This window comes from Cryobacterium sp. PH31-AA6 (assembly GCF_030063195.1).
GTDB lineage: Bacteria > Actinomycetota > Actinomycetes > Actinomycetales > Microbacteriaceae > Cryobacterium.
In genome coordinates, this window is record NZ_JASISS010000019.1 from 32,372 (window position 1) to 51,011 (window position 18,640).

16 protein-coding genes are annotated in these 18,640 nt (G+C 64.6%); 8 read left to right on the top strand and 8 right to left on the bottom strand.

Annotation, left to right across the window (positions count from 1 at the left end):
* Positions 1-150 precede the first annotated feature (150 nt).
* From QMG61_RS12735 to QMG61_RS12750, 4 genes are read left to right on the top strand one after another with little or no spacing between them, the layout of a single operon-like run.
* Positions 151-1,848, top strand: coding sequence for a sensor histidine kinase (locus QMG61_RS12735; RefSeq protein ID WP_283494702.1), 1,698 nt, complete (start codon positions 151-153; stop codon positions 1,846-1,848).
* Positions 1,841-2,545 carry a response regulator gene (locus QMG61_RS12740; RefSeq protein ID WP_283494703.1) on the top strand — a complete coding sequence of 235 codons (705 nt, stop codon included), beginning with the start codon at positions 1,841-1,843 and terminating at the stop codon, positions 2,543-2,545. The genes QMG61_RS12735 and QMG61_RS12740 overlap by 8 nt, the downstream gene beginning before the upstream one ends.
* 52 nt (positions 2,546-2,597) lie before the next feature.
* The gene (locus tag QMG61_RS12745; RefSeq protein WP_283494704.1) at positions 2,598-3,080 is read left to right on the top strand and encodes a MarR family winged helix-turn-helix transcriptional regulator; all 483 of its coding nucleotides are present in this window, start codon (positions 2,598-2,600) and stop codon (positions 3,078-3,080) included.
* A complete protein-coding gene (locus QMG61_RS12750) occupies positions 3,077-3,943 on the top strand; it encodes an NmrA family NAD(P)-binding protein (RefSeq protein ID WP_283494705.1) in 867 nt (288 codons plus the stop codon). The genes QMG61_RS12745 and QMG61_RS12750 overlap by 4 nt, the downstream gene beginning before the upstream one ends.
* A 24-nt stretch (positions 3,944-3,967) precedes the next feature.
* On the opposite strand, the gene QMG61_RS12755 is transcribed toward QMG61_RS12750, so the two are convergent.
* Positions 3,968-5,296 (bottom strand): flavin monoamine oxidase family protein, encoded by a 1,329-nt coding sequence (locus tag QMG61_RS12755; protein ID WP_283494706.1) that lies wholly within the window; start codon positions 5,294-5,296, stop codon positions 3,968-3,970.
* A gap of 207 nt (positions 5,297-5,503) precedes the next feature.
* Between QMG61_RS12755 and QMG61_RS12760 the strand changes: the two genes are divergently transcribed.
* Positions 5,504-5,881, top strand: a complete 378-nt coding sequence (locus QMG61_RS12760) for a hypothetical protein (RefSeq protein ID WP_283494707.1) — start codon at positions 5,504-5,506, stop codon at positions 5,879-5,881.
* A gap of 461 nt (positions 5,882-6,342) precedes the next feature.
* Here the strand turns inward: QMG61_RS12760 and QMG61_RS12765 are convergent, their stop codons facing one another.
* Both QMG61_RS12765 and QMG61_RS12770 read right to left on the bottom strand, forming a co-directional pair.
* Complete coding sequence (locus QMG61_RS12765; RefSeq protein ID WP_283494708.1) at positions 6,343-7,605, bottom strand: dihydrolipoamide acetyltransferase family protein; 1,263 nt, start codon at positions 7,603-7,605, stop codon at positions 6,343-6,345.
* Positions 7,605-9,791, bottom strand: coding sequence for an alpha-ketoacid dehydrogenase subunit alpha/beta (locus QMG61_RS12770; protein WP_283494709.1), 2,187 nt, complete (start codon positions 9,789-9,791; stop codon positions 7,605-7,607). Before QMG61_RS12770 ends, QMG61_RS12765 begins: the two co-directional genes overlap by 1 nt.
* 162 nt (positions 9,792-9,953) lie before the next feature.
* Between QMG61_RS12770 and QMG61_RS12775 the strand changes: the two genes are divergently transcribed.
* Genes QMG61_RS12775 through QMG61_RS12785 form a run of 3 tightly spaced genes read left to right on the top strand, consistent with a single transcriptional unit; the run spans position 9,954 to position 12,568 of the window.
* On the top strand, positions 9,954-10,481 hold the full coding sequence (locus QMG61_RS12775) for a VOC family protein (RefSeq protein WP_283494710.1): 528 nt from the start codon (positions 9,954-9,956) through the stop codon (positions 10,479-10,481).
* A gap of 10 nt (positions 10,482-10,491) precedes the next feature.
* Entirely contained in the window at positions 10,492-11,181 is a 690-nt protein-coding gene (locus QMG61_RS12780; protein ID WP_283494711.1) for a GntR family transcriptional regulator, read from the top strand.
* 10 nt (positions 11,182-11,191) lie between these two features.
* Positions 11,192-12,568, top strand: coding sequence for an NADP-dependent succinic semialdehyde dehydrogenase (locus QMG61_RS12785; protein WP_283494712.1), 1,377 nt, complete (start codon positions 11,192-11,194; stop codon positions 12,566-12,568).
* A 75-nt stretch (positions 12,569-12,643) separates the two neighbouring features.
* Here the strand turns inward: QMG61_RS12785 and QMG61_RS12790 are convergent, their stop codons facing one another.
* From QMG61_RS12790 to QMG61_RS12810, 5 genes are all read right to left on the bottom strand, one after another.
* Positions 12,644-13,930 (bottom strand): M24 family metallopeptidase, encoded by a 1,287-nt coding sequence (locus QMG61_RS12790; RefSeq protein ID WP_283494713.1) that lies wholly within the window; start codon positions 13,928-13,930, stop codon positions 12,644-12,646.
* 90 nt (positions 13,931-14,020) lie between these two features.
* A complete protein-coding gene (locus tag QMG61_RS12795) occupies positions 14,021-14,998 on the bottom strand; it encodes a sugar ABC transporter substrate-binding protein (RefSeq protein ID WP_283494714.1) in 978 nt (325 codons plus the stop codon).
* 60 nt (positions 14,999-15,058) lie between these two features.
* Positions 15,059-16,075 carry an ABC transporter permease gene (locus QMG61_RS12800; RefSeq protein ID WP_283494715.1) on the bottom strand — a complete coding sequence of 339 codons (1,017 nt, stop codon included), beginning with the start codon at positions 16,073-16,075 and terminating at the stop codon, positions 15,059-15,061.
* A complete protein-coding gene (locus QMG61_RS12805; RefSeq protein ID WP_283494716.1) occupies positions 16,072-17,082 on the bottom strand; it encodes an ABC transporter permease in 1,011 nt (336 codons plus the stop codon). Before QMG61_RS12805 ends, QMG61_RS12800 begins: the two co-directional genes overlap by 4 nt.
* Positions 17,079-18,611 (bottom strand): sugar ABC transporter ATP-binding protein, encoded by a 1,533-nt coding sequence (locus QMG61_RS12810; RefSeq protein ID WP_283494717.1) that lies wholly within the window; start codon positions 18,609-18,611, stop codon positions 17,079-17,081. The genes QMG61_RS12805 and QMG61_RS12810 overlap by 4 nt, the downstream gene beginning before the upstream one ends.
* Between the last annotated feature and the right edge of the window lie 29 nt (positions 18,612-18,640).

The following is an 18,640-nucleotide window of genomic DNA, read 5'->3' on the forward strand; positions in this document are numbered from 1 at the left end:
TCTGGTCACTAGGCTGAGGACAGGCGCCAGATGCACCCGCGAAGAGCCGTGGTGCGTTTCACACTGGTCGACTGGGCGCCAAACGTCACTGTTGCGGTCATATTGGTCACGGACCAGCAGAGACGAACGGCGGCCCGAAAGAAGGATGCGATGGGGCATGACCTGAGCATTGCGGGTCGCCTGTTCCTGACGAACGCGCTCTTCATCATCGCGATGACCGTCTTCGTGGGCACTGCCGCTTTCGTCGACGCCCGCGACCGCAGCTTCGTGGAGGCCAAGAACCGGATGCTGGCGGTCGCCACATCCATCGCCGACAGCCCCATGGTGCTGGCGGCCGCCCGCTCCGACGACCCCACCGGCATCCTGCAGCCGTATGCGCTGAGGGTGACCGCCGACGGTGGGCTCGACTTCATCACGATCATGGCCCCCGACCGTACCCGGTGGACGCATCCGACTGCCTCCGAAATCGGGCGCCCCTACATCGGCACGGTCAGACAGGCCCTTGCCGGGGAGCCCTTCAGCGAGGTCACGACCGGCACACTCGGGCCATCCGTGCGAGCGATAGTGCCGGTCACCGACGAGCAGGGTGCCGTGCTCGGCCTGGTGGCGGTCGGGGTGACGACGAGCAACCTCTCCATCGCCCTCAGCGCACGACTGCCGGCCGTGCTGGCCGTGGCCCTGATCCTGCTCGCCGCCGGCACGCTCGCCAGCTGGATCATCGGACGTTATCTGAGCCGGGTCACGCTCGGCTGGGGTCCGGAACAGCTCGCCCAGCTGTTCGTTTACTACGACTCCGTGCTCCACTCCGTGCGGGAGGGGCTCGTGCTGGTGGATCTCTCCGGCAAGGTCGTGCTCTACAACGACCAGGCGGCGCGGCTTCTCGGTGCCCCGGCCCGGTCCCACGCGCGGCCATCGTCGCGGCCGGGTGCGCGCGCATCCGTCGCGGCCGCGCTGAGCCTCGACCGGCTCGATCTGCCGCCCGGACTCGGCGCCCTGCTGCGCAGCGGCCGGGCCGCGGTCGACGAGATCCACCTCACCGACACGCGAGTGCTGGTGGTCAGCCAGCGGCCGGCCCTGCTGCCTGGCGTCCGCCGCAACCAGCAAACGCCCATGGGCTGGGTCGCCACGATCCGCGACCACACCGACCTGCAGAATCTCGGCAGTGAGCTCCAGTCCACGCGCACCCTCTCGGATGCCCTCCGCGCCCAGACCCACGAGCACGCCAATCGTCTGCACACCATCGTGTCCCTGATGGAGCTGGGGCGCGGCGCCGAGGCTCTCGACTTTGCGACCAAGGACCTCGAATTCAGCCAGAAGTTGACCGACGACATGACCAACTCGGTCGACGAGCCGGTGCTCAGCGCCCTGCTGATGGGCAAGTTCGCCCAGGCCAGCGAGCTCGGCGTGCTCCTCAGCGTCGAGGCGGCCGGTTCGCTCTCCGATTTCGGCCTGTCGGCCCAGGACCTGGTCACCGTCGTCGGCAACCTCGTCGATAACGCACTCGATGCGGCGGCCGGCGGCGACGCACCTCGCACGGTGCACCTGGCCGTCAGCGCGACCGGCGATGCCGTGGCCATCGAGGTCGCCGACAGCGGGCCCGGCGTGGCGCCGGAAGCCGTGACGGACATTCTCCAACGCGGATACAGCACCAAGGAGCCGGGCGCCTACGGCCGCGGCCTCGGCCTGGCGCTCGTGCGCCAGACCGTCAAGCGGCTCGGCGGAAACCTCAGCATCACCCGGAGAGTGGGCGCAGTCTTCACGGTCACGCTCCCCCACCAGGGACCGCCGGGACCCGTCGCGGCCACCGAGCCGGCCCGGGCACAACCGACGGGGGTCGCGCATGATTGACGGTGAGATCCGGGTCCTGGTCGTCGAAGACGAGGCCATCGCCGCCGAGGCCCATTCCGCCTACCTCGGCCGGCTGACCGGGTTCGTGCTCGCTGGCACGGCCGCCGACGGCCACTCCGCACTGCGCGCCCTCACCGCGGCCTCGGCTGCCGGACAGCCGATCGACCTGGTCCTGATGGACATGACGTTGCCGGACCTGCACGGCCTCGAGGTCAGCCGACGGATGCGCGCGGCCGGCCTGACCACCGACATCATCGCGATCACGGCGGTCCGCGAACTGGAGATCGTGCGCGGCGCCGTGGCGGCCGGAATCGTGCAGTATCTGATCAAGCCCTTCACCTATGCGACGTTCGCCCAGAAGCTGGTGCAATACCGGGATTTCCGCATCCAGTTGGGCGCCCGCACCGCCGTGACGAGCCAATCCGACGTGGACCTGGCATTCGCCAGCTTGCGAACACCCACCGACCTACCCCGGCCGAAGGGCCTGTCCGAGGGCACGCTGGGGGCGGTGATCGAGTTCCTGAAGCAGCAGACCGCGCCCGTTTCCTCCAGCGAGGTGATGGAGCAGATCGGCATCTCGCGGGTTACCGCCCGGCGATACCTTGAGCATCTGGCCGACACGGGAATGCTCGACCGGCAGCCCCGTTACGGAACCCCGGGGCGGCCGGAGAACGAATACGCCTGGAAGCGCCGGTAGGGCGAGCGGTCCCCCCACCTCCCGGGGCAAATCACTTTAGTTGCTAAACTAAATGCTGACGACGATCCCTTGCTGCGGCGGGACGGGAAAGCACGTGATGACCTCTCGAGAACGACTGGAGCGGATCGCTTCCGTGATTGAAGCAGTGACAATGCTCAGTGGTGCGATCACGGCCGAGCGACGCATTCCGTTCGAGGGACGTGGGCTGACGCGCACTCAACTGCAGACGTTGTTCGTGGTCGCCCACGACCGGCGGCCTGTTACACCGAACCGGCTCGCGACCTCGCTCGGTGTCACGCCAGGAGCGGTCACCCAGCTGGTTGACGGCCTACGAAACGAAAACCTTGTGCAAACCGTCGCCAACCCCGATGACGCACGATCTCGCTTCATCCAGCTGACCAGCGTCGCCGTCGAAGAGGTCACCCGCTTTGAAGCTTCCACCGTGGAGCGTCTTCTTCCTCTCTTTGACGTTCTCACCGACCCGGAACTCACCGCCGCAGCAACCGCTCTTACCCAGCTCGTGGAGAATTCATGAACGATATGGCCGTCTTCGTCACGGGCGCGACCGGGATCGTCGGCTCGGCGGTGATCGACTCCCTCCTCGATCGGGGCACCCGGGTGGTCGCCGCTACTCGGCACGAGTCGGATGCCACCCGGATCCCGGCTGGTGCGGAATCGCGTCGATTCGACTTCGGGATGACAGGCGACGAACTCGAGGCCGTGCTCGACGGGTGCGACCGGCTCTTCCTCATGCGCCCGCCCGCTATCGAAGACGTGCGCACCTTCCTATTTCCTCTCATCGATGCGGCACGACGCCGAAACATCCGGCAGATCGTGTTCCTTTCGCTGCAGGGCGTGCAGAGCAACACGTCAACCCCTCACCACGCCGTCGAGCAGTACCTCAAGAATTCAGACGCACCGTATACATTCCTCCGACCGAACTTCTTCATGCAGAATCTCTCCACGACTTACGGCAGGGAGATCCGCGATCACAACGAGATCTACCTACCCGCGGGGCGGTCGCTCACGGCATTCATCGACGCCGGCGACATCGGCTCAGTCGCCGCAACGGTATTCAACGAGGAAGGACATCTGCGCACCGCCTACACGCTCTCCGGCGAACAGACCCTCAGCTACCGGAAGATCGCCCGCATCCTCACCGACGTGCTCGCCCGGGACATCCGCTACGCCCGCCCCAGCGAACGCGACTATCTCCATCGTCTCGCCGAGCAGGGAAAACCGGCCGACTACATCGCAGTGCATAAGATGATCTACCGGATCGTCCGTTTCAATATTTCCGCTTTCCCGAACCGAACCGTGCGCAAGATCACGGGCAAGCCCGCCACAACATTCCTCGAATTCGCTTGCCGCGAGCGACGAGCCTGGCTCGCACCCTAGCCACTCGAGCCTCCAGGAACCGGATCAGAGCGGTTCCGTCAATCCGCAGAACGGCAGCTCCCGTCCGAGGATGTTGCGGGCCGCACGGTGGCCAGAGCGCAGCGCCGCGGTCACCGTCGCGGGATCGTCCGTCCAGGTCGCCTCGCCCGCGAGGTGCAGCACACCATCGACCGGGGTGGCCAACAGGTCATGATCCCCGGGGGTCGATCCGGGCTTCATGTACGCGTACGAACCACGGGAGAAGGGATCATCCTGCCAGCGGGTGACCAACACCTGGGCCGGGCGCTCAACCCGTTCCCCGTAGAGACCCCGCAGGGCGTCCATGACCGACTCGGTGATCCGGTCGTCGTCCCACTCGCGTGCCTGAATGGCGCTCGGCCCCGCTGCGAAGGTGAGAAGTGTCGGCACCCCATGCAGCTCCGTCAGGTCGTACCAGGAGTGCCACCACTTGCCGGCCTTGCCCTGCTGGCGAATCGCGTAGACACCCTCGTCCCAGAACTTGGTCGGGAAACGCAGGAACACCTTCTCGAAGTTGTTCATCTCGAAACCGGCAATGGCGCCGGTGAGCCACTCGGGTAGCGCGGGATCAAAGCGAAGGTCGCCTGACTTCAAGACGCCGATCGGAACGGTGACGACGACCTGGGCCGCGGTGAACTCACCCTGGGTCGAGATGACTGTGACTCCGTCGCCCGACCACTCGACGCGCGTGACCACGTGTTCGAGCCTGACGTCGAGCCCCTGGGCCAGGTGCGCCGCGAGTCGGTCGAAGCCGTCGGGGAAGACGACCTCGTCACCCTCCACGGTGTCGTCGTCGAGGCCGTGCGCATCAAGGCCTTCTGCCCACACCCCGTACTGCTCTTCGGAGCGGTGCATCACGAACTCCCGCACGCGCTCGGCTCGATCTGCATCCCACGCCAGCGTGACGAGGGTCGACTCGATGGCATCCGCGTACGAACTCCCGAGTTCGGATGCCTCGATCGTGACCGCCAGGTGCAAACCGAAGTCCCGAACGTCGTCGGCGAACCCGTGGATTGCACCATCGCTCAGGCGCTCACCGGTCGGTCCGTAGTAAGCGATGGGCCGCCCGTCTGGCTGATAACTGCCGACGGTGAACTCGACCGTTCGCATACCGAAGCCGCCCACCAGATCGGCCAACGGGTTGTCATCGATGCCGTGAATCCACGAGGCCCCACGGTCGCTGATGAGGCCGTGCGAGCGCTCGGTCCAGGTGCGACCGCCGATGCGATCTCGCGCCTCGAGCGCAACGACACGTTGCCCCGCCTGCGCCAGCAGCCGCGCGGCGGTCAACCCAGAGACGCCCGCACCGATGACAACGGTGTCAAAGTCCTTCATCGGGTCAGAGTAGCAACCCGCACCGGATACGACAAAGCCCTGATGAGGCGACCCGACGATAAGAGGCGTGGCCGCCGACCCGCACCCCGTAGGCCGCCGCCGCCGCACAAGACTCAGCGTCCTGCCAGCCGCACTTACCCGCCCCTTACATCGCCCTGTGAAAGTCGTACACATTCACCCACACAAACGTTCAACAAGGAGAACAACATGAACAAGAAGAATGTCGCCGCCGCCGGAATCATCGTTCTCGCCCTGACCGGCATCGGTAGCGGCGCCGCATTGGCAGCCACCCCCGCGACGCATGCCTCCGGCACCGCAGTATCCGCCACGTCAACACCCGTCACCCCGGAAACGCCCGGATCCGAGTCCGCAGTCGAGGCCCCTGGCGCCGAGGCAGCCACACCGGGTGACGGAAACGACGGCGGCCACGAGGACGCCGACGGCGTTGACGTCACGAACGGAAGCGAATCCGCAGTCGAGACGCCGGGCACTGAGGCAGCCACACCGGGTGATGGAAACGACGGCGGCCACGAGGACGCCGACGGCGTTGACGTCAACAACGAAGGCGGAGCCGCCGAGAAGTAAATCCCCGAGTGACCATGGTCGGCGGCTCACGGGCTACGACCATGGCCACGGAGTTTCCCATCCTCCTCAGAAGAGAAACTCCATTCACCCGGGACAGTTCGTAGCGCAGGAATCCGGCGTTCACGACTGTTCCCGGCACCGAGAACAAAAAAAACGCCTCCGAATCCTCGGAGGCGTTTTTTCGTCTGGTTCCAGGAACGAAACCGGGGAGTTCTGAGAAAAATCCAATGGCGGGCCACTCGCTTGACGGGCAAACGGTGATCACCGTCTCCGCGATCAACGAAGCTAGCGGATTTTTGACGCCGGCGAAAACGGGGCCAGAAACGCCAGGGTGCAGCCAACGCTAGAGCTGCGGCCATACCGCGTGAACGTAGTCCCCAACCGGTACGCGGGCTCTCAGTAGAGAGAGGGAGTTCCGTGCGGGCGATCGACGTCAGGACCAGACGCGCGGCATTCACACCCTAGATGAGGATCGTAATCGGATTCTCGATCCTCCGCACGAAGGCCCCGAGCCACTGCGCCGCGAGTACACCGTCGAGCACTCGGTGATCGGCCGAGAGAGTCACCGTCATCACAGCGCCCACCCCGAGCACGCCGTCCTCCGTGACGACCGGCATCGGGCGAGCCACGCCGACGGCAAGGATGGCCGATTGCGGCGGGTTGATGATGGCGGAGAACTCGGTGACCCCGTACATGCCGAGGTTGGAGACCGCGAAGCTGCCGCCCTCAAGCTCGTGCTGACGAAGCTTGCCGGCACGGGCGCGTTCGGCGAGGTCCGCGACTGACCGGCTGACCTCGGTCAGCGACATGGTCTGCACCGAGCGAAGAACCGGCGTCACGAGTCCACCGTCGATGCCGACGGCGACCGACATGTCTACTCCGTCGTGCCGGTGAACGGCTGTCTCGCCCCAGGTCGCGTTGGCCTCCGGCACCTCCTGAAACGCCGAAGCCGCCGCCTTGATCACGAAGTCGTTGAGCGAGACTTTGACCGAACCGCCGCTGTTCACTGTCGACCGGAGAGCGAGGAGCTTGTCCACCCGGCAGTCGGCCACGAGATAGAAGTGCGGCACCGTTGACTTGCTTTCCGTGAGCCGACGGGCGATCGCCCGCCGCATGGCTGTGTGCGGGACCTCGGTGCCCGTGGGAGCTGCGACGGTCGGGATCGCGGTGGCCGGGGCGGATGGCGCGGGTGCAGCGGCTGCCAGAACCGCCTGGGCGGCCGGCATTGCCTCAATCCCTTCTATGTCGCGCCGCACGATCCGGCCGCCGGGACCGGTACCGCGCACGCCAGAGAGATTGAGTCCGCGTTCCTTGACGAGGCGGCGAACCAGGGGGCTTACGAACCGACGTTCGGAGCTGTCCTGGCCGCCGTTCCCCGTGACCTCGACCGCAACGGATGCGAGTGGCGCCTCATCCGGCGTTGGCACGGTATCGGGAGCGGCGGCCACGTCAGGACTGTCACCGAGCACGTCGTCGATATTCTCACCCTCCGCTCCGACGATCGCGATGGGTGTCCCCACCGTGACCGGTTCACCCTCGCGGACTAGCAGCCGCAGCACGGTGCCTTCGGTCTCGGCGGCGTACTCGACGATGGCCTTCTCGGTCTCGACCTCGGCCAGTGGCATGCCGACCGTCACCACCTGGCCCAGACTGACCAGCCAGGACTGAATAGCGGCCTCCTCGCTGTTGGCAAGCACCTCCGGCATCCGGATCAGGGTGGCCATCAGCGCTTCCCCATTCCGGTGCGCACGCGCTCGAGGCCGGCGATGACTTCCTCGGTGCGGGCGATCGCCGCGCGCTCGAGCACGCGGGAGATGCTCGGCGAGGCCTCGCCTCCCGTGACGCGCTCGATCGGCTGGTCGAGCCAGTCGAAGAAACGGCGCTGGATCTCGTCGGCGAGCCAGCCGCCATACGAGGTTCCGCGCGCTCCCTGTTCGACGATCAGTACGGCGTTGGTTTTGCGAATGCTCGCTCCGATGGTGTCCCAGTCGAGCGATGCAGCGTCCAGCCAACGAAGGTCGATGACCTCCCCGTCGATGCCGGTCTGTTCAACCGCCTCCAGCGAGTGATGAACCATGGAGAGGTAGCTGATCACGGTGACGTCGTTGCCGACGCGGCGGATGCCTGCCTTGCCGAACGGCAACTGATAGTCGAGGTCGCCGGCCGGCACCTGGCCGGCCTGGCCGTACAGGTCGACGTGTTCAATGACGAGAACCGGGTCCTGCAGGGCGAGCGCGGTGTTCATCAGGCCTATGTAGTCGGCCGCAGTCGACGGCGCGACGATGCGCCAGCCCGGGCTGGTCGCGAAGATTCCTGCCGGGTCCATCAGGTGCTGAGATCCATAGCCGGATCCCATCGCAACCTTCGTACGCAGAACAAGCGGCACAGGGTTGACCCCTCCGAACATGTGGCGGGCCTTGCCGATCTGGTTGAAGACCTGATCGGCGGCGACCCAGAGGAAGTCCGGATACATGAACTCGACAACGGGGCGGAACCGCCCGTCGAGCGCCATTCCGCCTCCGAGGCCCGCGAAGGCATTTTCGCTGATCGGCGTGCCCAGCACGCGGCCGGGATAGCGCGCGGGGAGCCCCTTGGTCGCGCCGTTCGTCCCTCCGCTGAGCCGGTGCACGTCTTCGCCCATGATGACGATCCGGTCGTCCGCGCTCATGCGCCGGTCCATGACCGAGGCAACCGCGTCGACGAACTTCTTCGCTTCCAGCTCCCCGGTGTAGTCGAGCGGTTCGAGAGTGCGCGAGTCTGCCAATTCGCTCGTGTCACCGCGCAGCCCGACATTGACGAAGTCGGTGTCGGGCCACAGGTTGTCCCGGATACGGCGTTTGCCGGCCGATTCCGGGTCAGCCTCGGTGAGCTGACCGGCAGCCTTGCGCATGGCGGACTGCGCCTGGTCGCGAACCGACGCCACGCCCGCTTCGTCGATGAGCCCGAGGGCGATCATCTCCTTGGCGACCCGCTCGAGCGGATCACGCTTGCGCCACGAGGCCTCTTCCTCCTTGGAACGGTAACCGAAGGCACTGCCCGGGTAGGCGCCGTTCTGGTGGAAGAACCGGTACACCTCGAGCTCGATGACGACCGGGCCACCTCCGGACCGCATGACTTCATCGGCCTTCTGCATTGTGAGATGCACGGCGAGCGGATCCATCCCGTCAACGCGCCACGACGGGATGCCGAAGCCCAAACCACGAGCGGAAAGCCGCGGCTCCCCCGTCGCTTCGGCGACTGAGGTCGATACAGCGTAGAGGTTGTTCTCGATCATGAAGGCGAATGGCAGCTTCCAGGCCGAGGCGAGGTTCATGGTCTCGAGCACGGAGCCGATGTTGACGGCGCCGTCTCCGAAGTAGCTCAGCGTGACGTCGGTTGTGCCGGAATGCTTCTGCGCCCAGGCGTTGCCGGCCCCCAACGGCACCCCTCCGCCGACGATCGCGTTGGTGCCCAGGGCCCCCGCCTCGAACCACTGCAGGTGCATGGAGCCACCGCGACCTGCGCAGTAGCCCTGGGCGAGGCCGAGAATCTCGGCGAGGGTGCGCTGCAGCACGTTCTGAATGGGTTCGGTCACGAGCGCCTCAAGGTCGAGTTCCCCCGAGGAGACGTGCGTGATGGCCTTGGCGAGAAATTGGTGGTGTCCCCGGTGTGAGCCGTTGATGGCATCGCTGGATCGGAGGCCGACGATGGAACCGACGGCGCCACCTTCCTGCCCGATGCTCGAGTGTGCGGGCCCGTGTACGAGGCCCTCGCCCGCCAGGTCCAGCACGGTTTCTTCGAAGGCCCTGATGAGGTGGAGTTCGCCGAGTATCGCTGCGAGGAGCTTCGGATCGGCCGCCTTCCAGTCGGCAGGCGTCGTGGTGAGCTGCACCCAGGGGGCGGCAGGATCCAATCGGCTCGTTTTCGGCATCGTTCCTCTTTCTCCAGTGAAATCGGTCGGCCCGTGAGTCAGTTGGGCATGTCCACGGCCCACCATACGTTGTCATTGCATCCAATTACAAGGAAACCGTAAGTAGTTATGGTCAATATTCAGAGATTCCCGGTAGAGTGGATCCAATCGAGGAGGATTCATATGGCGATTCCAGGGCTGCGCGGCACGGAGCACATCGGCTTCACGGTGCCCGACATCGACGAAGCGGACGACTTCTTCGTGGGCGTGATCGGCTGTGAGCGGGTCTATTCTCTGGGCCCCTACCGTGACGACACCGGAACCTGGATGGTCGACCACTTGAACGTGCACCCGCGTACCGTCATGCGCGAGCTGCGGTTTTACCGCTGCGGGACCGGCCCCAATTTTGAGATCTTCCAGTACGATTCGGCTGACGGTCAGCGACGCCAGCCCCGCAACAGTGACATCGGCGGGCACCACCTCGGCTTCTACGTGGACGATCTGGATGCTGCGCTCGAGCATCTCCGCAGCCACAATGTGCGCATCCTCGGGGAGCCCACCGCGAGCTCCCGCTACAGCGAGGGCCAGCGCTGGGTTTATTTCCTGAGTCCGTGGGGCATGCAACTCGAACTCGTCTCATTCCCGAACGGCAAGGCATACGAAAAGGACTCACCGGTCACCCTGTGGCACCCTGTGCGCCCGACCGAGTGAGGATTGTCAGATGAGCAAAACATCGACCCGGGACGGCACCGCCCGCAATCGGATCGCCGACAGCATCCGCGCAAGCATCCTCGCCGGCGAGTATCCTCCCGACACGAGGATTCGCCAGGAGGACGTTGCCGAGCGCTTCGGCGCGAGCCGATTGCCGGTGCGAGAGGCCCTGCGCATCTTGGAGTCCGATGGGCTCGTGCGGCTGGTTGCGAACACGGGAGCCTGGGTGAACCGGCTGACCCTGGCTGAGTGCGAGGAGATCTATCAAACCCGCGAGCGCATCGAACCCCTGCTGCTGCGCTATGCGATGCCGCATCTCGATGACGCCATGATCAACCGCCTCGATGAGCTGGCCCGGGCCATGGAGGAGACGACCGACGTTGAGGAATTCCTGCGACTCGACCGGGAATTCCACCTCGCATCGTATGCGCCGAGCGACACTCGCATCCTCGGCGATCTCGTGCGCAGGCTCTGGAATTCCACGCAGTACTACCGCCGGACCTACGCCATGCTCCTCGACGATGACCGCCGACGCATCATGCATGACGAGCACCACATGCTCACGGCGGCCCTGCGCGAGGGCGACGCGCTCGGAGCCGAACGGGTTGTCGAATCACACATCCGGCGCACCCGACTCCAACTTGCACGCCATCCCGAAGTCTTTGACCTACCGACCAGCCCACACGAACAATCCGAATGAGAGGCCATCCATGGCAATCGCAACCGTAAACCCCACCACAGGGCTGACCGAGAAGGAATTCCAGGCACACGCCCCCGACGAGGTCGAACGGCGGATCGGCGAGGCAGCTGCCGCCCACGCGGCACTGCGCCTGACGGACTATACCGAGCGCGCTGTCTGGATGCGTGCCGCCGCCGATGTGCTTGAGGGCGACGTCGACGACCTCGCCACCCTCCTGACGATCGAGATGGGCAAGCCCATTGCACAGGCCCGAGCGGAGGTACTGAAATGCGCCAAGAACATGCGCTTCTATGCCGAGCATGCCGAACTCTTCCTCGCGGAGGAGCCGCTCCCCAACCCCTCCGCGGTGAACGCAAGCAGTGCATTCACGAGATACGACCCGCTCGGCGTCGTACTCGCGGTGATGCCCTGGAACTACCCGCTCTGGCAAGTCATCCGCTTTGCAGCACCGGCTTTGATGGCTGGCAACACCGGACTGCTCAAGCACGCCTCGAATGTGCCCCAGACCGCTATCTACCTGGACACCCTTTTCGAGCGCGGCGGTTTCCCTGCCGGTTCGTTCCGCACGCTGCTCATCGGCGCCGGGGCCGTCGGCGACGTCATCCGTGACTCACGGGTCAAAGCCGTAACCCTCACCGGCTCAGAGCCGGCCGGGCGTTCCGTCGCCGCCATCGCCGGCGAGCAGGTCAAGAAGGCCGTCCTCGAACTCGGCGGATCCGACCCGTTCATTGTCATGCCGAGCGCCGACCTCGATGCGGCATCCACCACCGCGGTCAAGGCGCGGGTCTCGAACAACGGCCAGTCCTGCATCGCCGGCAAGCGGTTCATCGTGCACACGGATGTCTACGACGAGTTCGCCCGCCTCTTTTCCGAGAAGATGGCGGCGCTCACGGTCGGCGACCCGATGGATGAGGCCACGGACGTCGGTCCGATCGCCACCGAGTCCGGCCGCGACGAAATTGCCGACCTCGTCGCGGATGCCGTGGCGAAGGGCGCCGCCGTCCTGACCGGCGGCCGGGTGCCTGATCGCGCCGGATGGTTCTATGAGCCGACGGTTCTGGCCGACCTCAGCGACGATATGCGCCTCGTGATGGAGGAGGCTTTCGGCCCGGTTGCGACCCTGTACCGGGTCGCGGACCGCACCGAGGCCGTCGCGATCGCCAACCAGACGACCTTCGGACTGAGCTCGTCGGTCTGGACGAATGACGACGCGGAGGAAGCGTACTTCGTCGGCGCGGTCGATGCCGGAGCGGTGTTCATCAATGGGATGACGGTGTCTTACCCGGAGCTGCCGTTCGGCGGCATCAAGGACTCCGGCTACGGACGCGAGCTCGCCGCGGTCGGTATCCAGGAGTTCTGTAACCTCAAGACGGTCTGGAAGGCCTGACCGCTCGCACACACAGCACTCATGAAGAAGGGGCGGGCCCGCGGGCCCACCCCTTCTTCATGTGCAACCATCCGATCAGTAGAACTTCTGGTACGGGTTGGCTATGAACAACTCCTGTGCAGGGAATTTCGTCAGCACCTGGGCGCCGTTATTCGTGATCACGACCTCTTCTTCGATGCGGGCGGCCGACACCCCGTCCGATGCGGGGCAGTAGGTCTCCAAGGCGAAGACCATGCCTGCCTTGATCTCGACAGGATGATCGAGGCTGTTGAGCCGCGAGATGATCGGCCGTTCGTGCAGCCCGAGCCCGAGTCCGTGCCCGAATTGCAGGCCGAACGCCTCCATCTCGTTGGCGAATCCCAGATCAGTTGCCTTGGGCCAGAGTCGCGCGACTTCGTCGGTTCCGACGCCGTCAGCGACCTTGTCGATCGCCGCATCCATCCACTCGCGAGCTCGCCGGTAGGCATCATGCTGGCTCGGGGTTGAACTCCCCACCGAAAACGTGCGGTAATAACACGTGCGGTAGCCGTTGAAGGAGTGGATGATGTCGAAGAACGCCTGGTCACCTGGGCGAATGAGACGGTCGGAGAAGTTGTGCGGATGCGGGTTGCACCGCTCCCCCGAGACCGCGTTGATGGCTTCCACCTGGTCAGAGCCCATCTCGTAGAGCCGCTTGCTCGCGAGCGCGACGATTTCGTTCTCGCGAATTCCGGGACGCAGCGCCTCGGAAATGTCCTGATAGACACCGTCCACCATGGCGGCAGCCTGGCTGAGCAGCATGATCTCGTCGATGGACTTGATCGAGCGGGCATCCAACATGGACTGTTGGATATCGACGACCTTGAGCCCCTGTCTCTGCATCTCGAACAGAAAGGCCGGTTCCACCAGGTCGACGCCCACAGGTTGGTCAGCGACGCCCGCATCGGTGAGCAGCCCCTTGATAGCCTTCACGGCGTCACGCATCAGGCCAGCCTCCGGAGCGATGGCGCCTCGAAGCCCGAGCATGCCCGCGTGGCTGTGGTCCTTCTCCAGCCACGGCGCGAACATCCGATGGTGTTTGGCAGCAGACCCGAAGTCCCAGAGGTGCGGTTTGCCGTCCCGGCCGAGCAGCGCATACCGCGACATCTTGTCGCCGAGAGCGCCGCCGATCCAGGTCTGGGTTGTATAGCGGATGTTGTAAAAGTCGAAGAGCAAGAAGGCCCCGCACTCGCTCGCTTCGAGCGATTGCATGGCGCGGCCCAGGCGGTAGCCACGCAAGCGGTCGAAGTCGACACGCTTCTCGTAATCCACCGCCATGTGGCCCGGGGCAGGAATCATCCTGTTGTCGAAATTGAGGGCGGAATCCGGTGCCGTGAGGTCCAAAGACATGGTCATCTGCTACTCCTGAAAAGGGGTGTATGTGCGATTCCCCGGGTGGGCGGTCGAGCGCCCACCCGGGCTGTCATGCGTGTGCTACCACTCGGCGGGGTAGTCCGCCGCGTTGTCCTTTGTGACCTCGGGAACGGGCATGAAGTAGTTCGCGTCGAGCGAGTTCCCCTTGATCGCCTCAACGATGTACTTGACGGCGTTTTCGCCGTCCCACACGGGAGACTGGAACAGGGTCGCGTACTGCTTGCCCGAGAGAACGTTGGGCTGGCCCAGTTTCGTGTTCCCCGTTCCCACTACTGGGATGGTGGTCGGATCGATGCCGCGGTTCTCCATGGCCTCAATCGCGCCGGCAGCCATGGTGTCGTCAACGGCGTAGATCGCGTCAATATTCTCCGCGCCGAGACTCGTGAGCAGTTCCGACGTCACGGTAAGTGCCACGTCCTTGGCCCAGTCACCGGGCTGCTGGCCGATGACCTTGACGTTGGGGTAGCTTGCGGCGAGCTCGTCACGGAATCCTGCTTCACGGTCGATCGCCGTGGAGTTTCCGGAGAGCCCCTGGATGATGATGATGTCGCCACCATCGGCACCAAGCTTGTCGCCGACGAGCTTGGCAGCCGCACGGCCGACGCCGTCGTTGGAGGGCCCGGTGTAGGTTCCGACCAGGGCCTTGTCCGCGGGCAAGACGTCTGAGTTAGACGCGTTGACCGGGATTCCGGCGGCCTTGGCCGCCTCCAGACACGGACGGATGGTGTCGACCGCCGCCGGCCACAGGATGATTCCATCCGGCTTTGTTGCGATGGCCACCGAGCATTCACTCGCCTGCTTCGCCGAGTCGTACTCCGCGTTCGTGATCGTCAGGCTGACACCGAGGTCTGCCGCTGCCGCGTTCATTGCCTTAAGGTAGTTGGTGCCATACGGCTGGTCATTGCCCTGGGGCAGTAGAGCGTAGACCCTGTAGCCGGCATCGGTTCCATCGCTGGCTCCAGTAGTGGCCGAACAACCGCTCAGCGCCAGCCCTGCAACAGCCAAAACGCTCACAAGTGCGATACGAGAATTTCGCATAACGTGCCTCCTTCTTATTCGTTTTCTAGATGCGCCACCGGGTGGTGACTCGTTGCTGTGTTAAGCCTGAGCGGGCGCTTTTCCCCGGGTAAGCCTCTGCAGGCGCCCGGAGAGAGCACGAAGATTATTGGGTTCCGTCGTGATCGCCACCAGCAGGATGCCGCCGATGAGGATGTCCTGAACTTCGCGGGGCGTTCCTGCGAACGTGAGCCCCACCTGCATGAGGCCCAGCGCGAAGGCACCGATCATGGTTCCGACCAGTGATCCGCGGCCGCCGTTGAGCAGGTTGCCACCAATGATGACGGCGGCAAAGCTCGCCAGCAGCACGCTCGATCCAGCGGTCGGGTCGGCGGCGGTGAGCTCAAGGGTGTTGATAACGCCGGCCAGGGCTGCCACAAAACCGCACAGCATGAAAGCGGCGAAGAGTCGCAGTTTGACCGGGATGCCGGCATCGATCGCCGCCTGACGGTTACCGCCCACGGCGTAGAACTCACGACCCGCCCGCATCCGCGAGATGAAGAAGTGCAGCACGGCGAACAGCAGGATGAAGATGATCACCCGGGGGGTCAGCGGGCCCAGCAGTGCTCGACCGAATGCCAGCGCTGAGTCGATATCCGTGACCGGCACGGGCCGTCCGTCGCTGAGCACGAAAGCGAGCCCGCGGAGGGCGAACAGCGTGCCGAGTGTCGCGATGAACGAGTTCACGCCCACGATCACGATGAGGAAGGCATTCAGGGCGCCGATCAGGAGACCGACGAGGAGCCCGACGGCGACGCCGAGGCCCAGGTTCGGAATGGAGGCCACGATGACCCCGGTCAGGGCGAGCGTGCTGCCGACGCTCAGATCGAGTTCACCCTGCAGCACCACCAGGGTCAGTCCCAAGGCGACCAGACCGACCAGAGCGACTCGGGCGAGACTGACACCGTACGCGTCGAAGACAATGGGCTGCTGCACGGCGATAACCGCGACGACGAGGAGGAGGAGAACGACCGCCCGGCCCTCGGTGCGGCGAGCCATCGTGTTCTTGACGCGGTTCCAGGTGCCGGTCTCTGTTTCCTGAAGCTTGATCGTGCTCATCGTTTTTCTGCCTTTCGTGCAAGGGCATCCAGCGCCACGGCAAACACGATGACCGCACCGGTGACCAGCTGTTGCCAGGCGAAGGAAAACCCGGAGAGAACTAGAATGTTTGAGAGCACACTGATGAAGATGACCCCGACTAAGGTGCGGAGAATACTTCCGCGACCACCGAAGAGGCTATTGCCCCCGATGATCACGGCGGCGAGTGCTCGGAAGTCGTAGCCGTCGCTCATCGTCGACACCGCGGTGTTGGAATACGCGGCGAGTACGAACCCGGCGATCATCGCGGCCAGGGCGGTGAGCACGAAGGCCCCCACCACGACTCCGCCGCTATTCACGCCCGCGAGCCGGGTGGCCTGCTTGTTAGAACCGTACGAGCGGATCATGAACCCGAACTTCGTGCGTGACAGCACGATGCCCGCGACGATGGCGACGGCGACGAGCACGAAAGCGCTCAGCGGGAAGGGTCCCACTCGGGCATCTCCGAAGGCATCGATGGGTCCACCCACCGGTCCGTAAAAGATCGTGCCACCGGAAACGAGGCTCAAGATGCCGACGCCGATTCCCGTCGTGCCGAGGGTGACCACCACGGCATTTGCCTTGAGAAAGCCAACTGACACCCCGTTGACCACGCCGTACAGCAGCGCGAAGAACAGGGCAATCCCCATCGCTCCGAGTATGCCGAATTCGGGGCTCAGCGCCATCAGAATGACACCGGAGGTGGCGATCTGCGCGACGACGGAAAGGTCGATGTAGTTTGCGCTGATCACCACAAAAGTCATGCCGATGGCGACGATGCCGATAGCCGACGCGCGGTGGAAGACGTCGATGATGTTCACCGAGCTCGCGAAGCCATGCACGAAGACGGCTGAGAAGACCAGCAGCGCCCCGGTGAAAACGAAGATGCCGCGGCTGGCCACCCAGGCGACTGCCTGAGAGACGCGGTTCCGTCCTGTCTTCCGGGAAGGAGACGGTGTCGGGGTCTTTATCAACTCGGTATAGGTCATGAGGAACTCGCCACCTTTTCTCCTGCGGCCAGTGCCATGACTGACCGTTCGTTTGCTTCGTCGGGCGACAGCGTGCCCATGATGCGTCCGTCTCTGACGACATGGATAACGTCGGACAGTTCGAGCAGCTCGGGCAGGTCAGAGCTGACGACCAGGACCGCGGTGCCCTGGTCGGCAAGCTCACGCAACAGTCGGTGGATCTCGGCTTTGGCCCCGACATCGACGCCCCGGGTGGGTTCGTCCAGCACGATCAGTTTCGGTTCTCGCCCCAGCCACTTGGCGATGACGACCTTCTGCTGGTTGCCACCGCTGTATTCGCCTGCCTCTCGATCCACCTTGGGAGGTCGAAGTCCGACAACATCCGCGAGCCGCATGGCGAACTGTGCGATCTTTCCGCGTTGCAGAAACCCGGCGGTGGACAGGGCAGCACGGTTGGGCAACGTGATGTTCTCGGCCACTGTCATATTGAGCGCAAGGCCCTCGGTTCGGCGCTCCTCCGGAACGAAGGCGATACCGCTTCGCACCGCGTTGCCGTACCCGTTGATGTTCGTGGTGCGGCCATCGACCGTAATGGTCGCCGTACCGGCCGTGCGCGGGTCCACTCCAATGATCGCTCGCACAAGTTCGCTGCGACCAGCCCCGACGAGCCCGCCGATGCCCACGATCTCGCCCGCGCGAACGTCGAGGTTGATGCCGTTCACCCGCGACGCCTGGATACCGCGTGCCGAGAGGACGACGGCGCCGGGGTTCGCCACACGGCGCGTCTGGAGATCGAGCTTGAGCTCCCGGCCAACCATCTTGTCGATTACGGCGTTCGGGGTTGTTTCGGCGATGACCATGAGTTCGACTACCTGCCCGTCACGCAGGATCGTTGCACGTTCACAGATTCGAAACACCTCGGGAATTCGGTGTGAGATGTAGATGATCGCGAGCCCCCTGGCGGCGAGCCGCTGCAACATGCTCAGCAAATAGTCGGTCTCGGCCGGAGTCAGGGTTGCTGTGGGTTCATCGAGAATGAGCACCCGGGGATTTCGCGCAACCGCGCGGGCAATTTCAACAAACTGGCGCAGGGCCATTGAGAGCCTGGAAACGGGCTCGTTGAGGTCTACTGAGACGCCGATCTGGTCCAGTGCGTCCCCGGCAATCTTTCTCTGGCGAACGGAGTCGATCACGCCGAATTTGGTCGGCGTCACTCCGAGCAGGATGTTCTCGGCCACTGTCATCTCGGGGATGAGGCTGAGCTCCTGATGTACCAGGGCGATTCCCGCCTCCAGTGACGCCTTCGCGCCCGGCTCAAGGACGGATCCGTCGACGCTGACCCCGCCCTCGTCGGGCTCCAGGATGCCCGCGAGGATACGCATCAGCGTCGATTTTCCGGCGCCGTTCTCTCCCACGACGGCGTGGATTTCACCTGCGCCGACGGTGATACTGACGTGGTCGACCGCGACGGCCCCACCGAACCGCTTGACTATGTTGTGAGCTTCAAGGACCGTTTTTCGAGTCGTTTGAGCGTCTGGTTCTGTACTCATTGGGCTGGGCTCCTTTGCCGCAGGTGAGA

Coding starts and splice junctions, on each gene's coding strand:
- QMG61_RS12755 (WP_283494706.1), bottom strand. CDS start 5,296: ATGAAGGACTTTGACACCGTTGTCATCGGTGCGGGCGTCTCTGGGTTG.
- QMG61_RS12780 (WP_283494711.1), top strand. CDS start 10,492: ATGAGCAAAACATCGACCCGGGACGGCACCGCCCGCAATCGGATCGCC.
- QMG61_RS12810 (WP_283494717.1), bottom strand. CDS start 18,611: ATGAGTACAGAACCAGACGCTCAAACGACTCGAAAAACGGTCCTTGAA.
- QMG61_RS12740 (WP_283494703.1), top strand. CDS start 1,841: ATGATTGACGGTGAGATCCGGGTCCTGGTCGTCGAAGACGAGGCCATC.
- QMG61_RS12785 (WP_283494712.1), top strand. CDS start 11,192: ATGGCAATCGCAACCGTAAACCCCACCACAGGGCTGACCGAGAAGGAA.
- QMG61_RS12735 (WP_283494702.1), top strand. CDS start 151: ATGGGGCATGACCTGAGCATTGCGGGTCGCCTGTTCCTGACGAACGCG.
- QMG61_RS12745 (WP_283494704.1), top strand. CDS start 2,598: ATGCTGACGACGATCCCTTGCTGCGGCGGGACGGGAAAGCACGTGATG.
- QMG61_RS12765 (WP_283494708.1), bottom strand. CDS start 7,605: ATGGCCACCCTGATCCGGATGCCGGAGGTGCTTGCCAACAGCGAGGAG.
- QMG61_RS12795 (WP_283494714.1), bottom strand. CDS start 14,998: ATGCGAAATTCTCGTATCGCACTTGTGAGCGTTTTGGCTGTTGCAGGG.
- QMG61_RS12750 (WP_283494705.1), top strand. CDS start 3,077: ATGAACGATATGGCCGTCTTCGTCACGGGCGCGACCGGGATCGTCGGC.
- QMG61_RS12770 (WP_283494709.1), bottom strand. CDS start 9,791: ATGCCGAAAACGAGCCGATTGGATCCTGCCGCCCCCTGGGTGCAGCTC.
- QMG61_RS12775 (WP_283494710.1), top strand. CDS start 9,954: ATGGCGATTCCAGGGCTGCGCGGCACGGAGCACATCGGCTTCACGGTG.
- QMG61_RS12800 (WP_283494715.1), bottom strand. CDS start 16,075: ATGAGCACGATCAAGCTTCAGGAAACAGAGACCGGCACCTGGAACCGC.
- QMG61_RS12805 (WP_283494716.1), bottom strand. CDS start 17,082: ATGACCTATACCGAGTTGATAAAGACCCCGACACCGTCTCCTTCCCGG.
- QMG61_RS12760 (WP_283494707.1), top strand. CDS start 5,504: ATGAACAAGAAGAATGTCGCCGCCGCCGGAATCATCGTTCTCGCCCTG.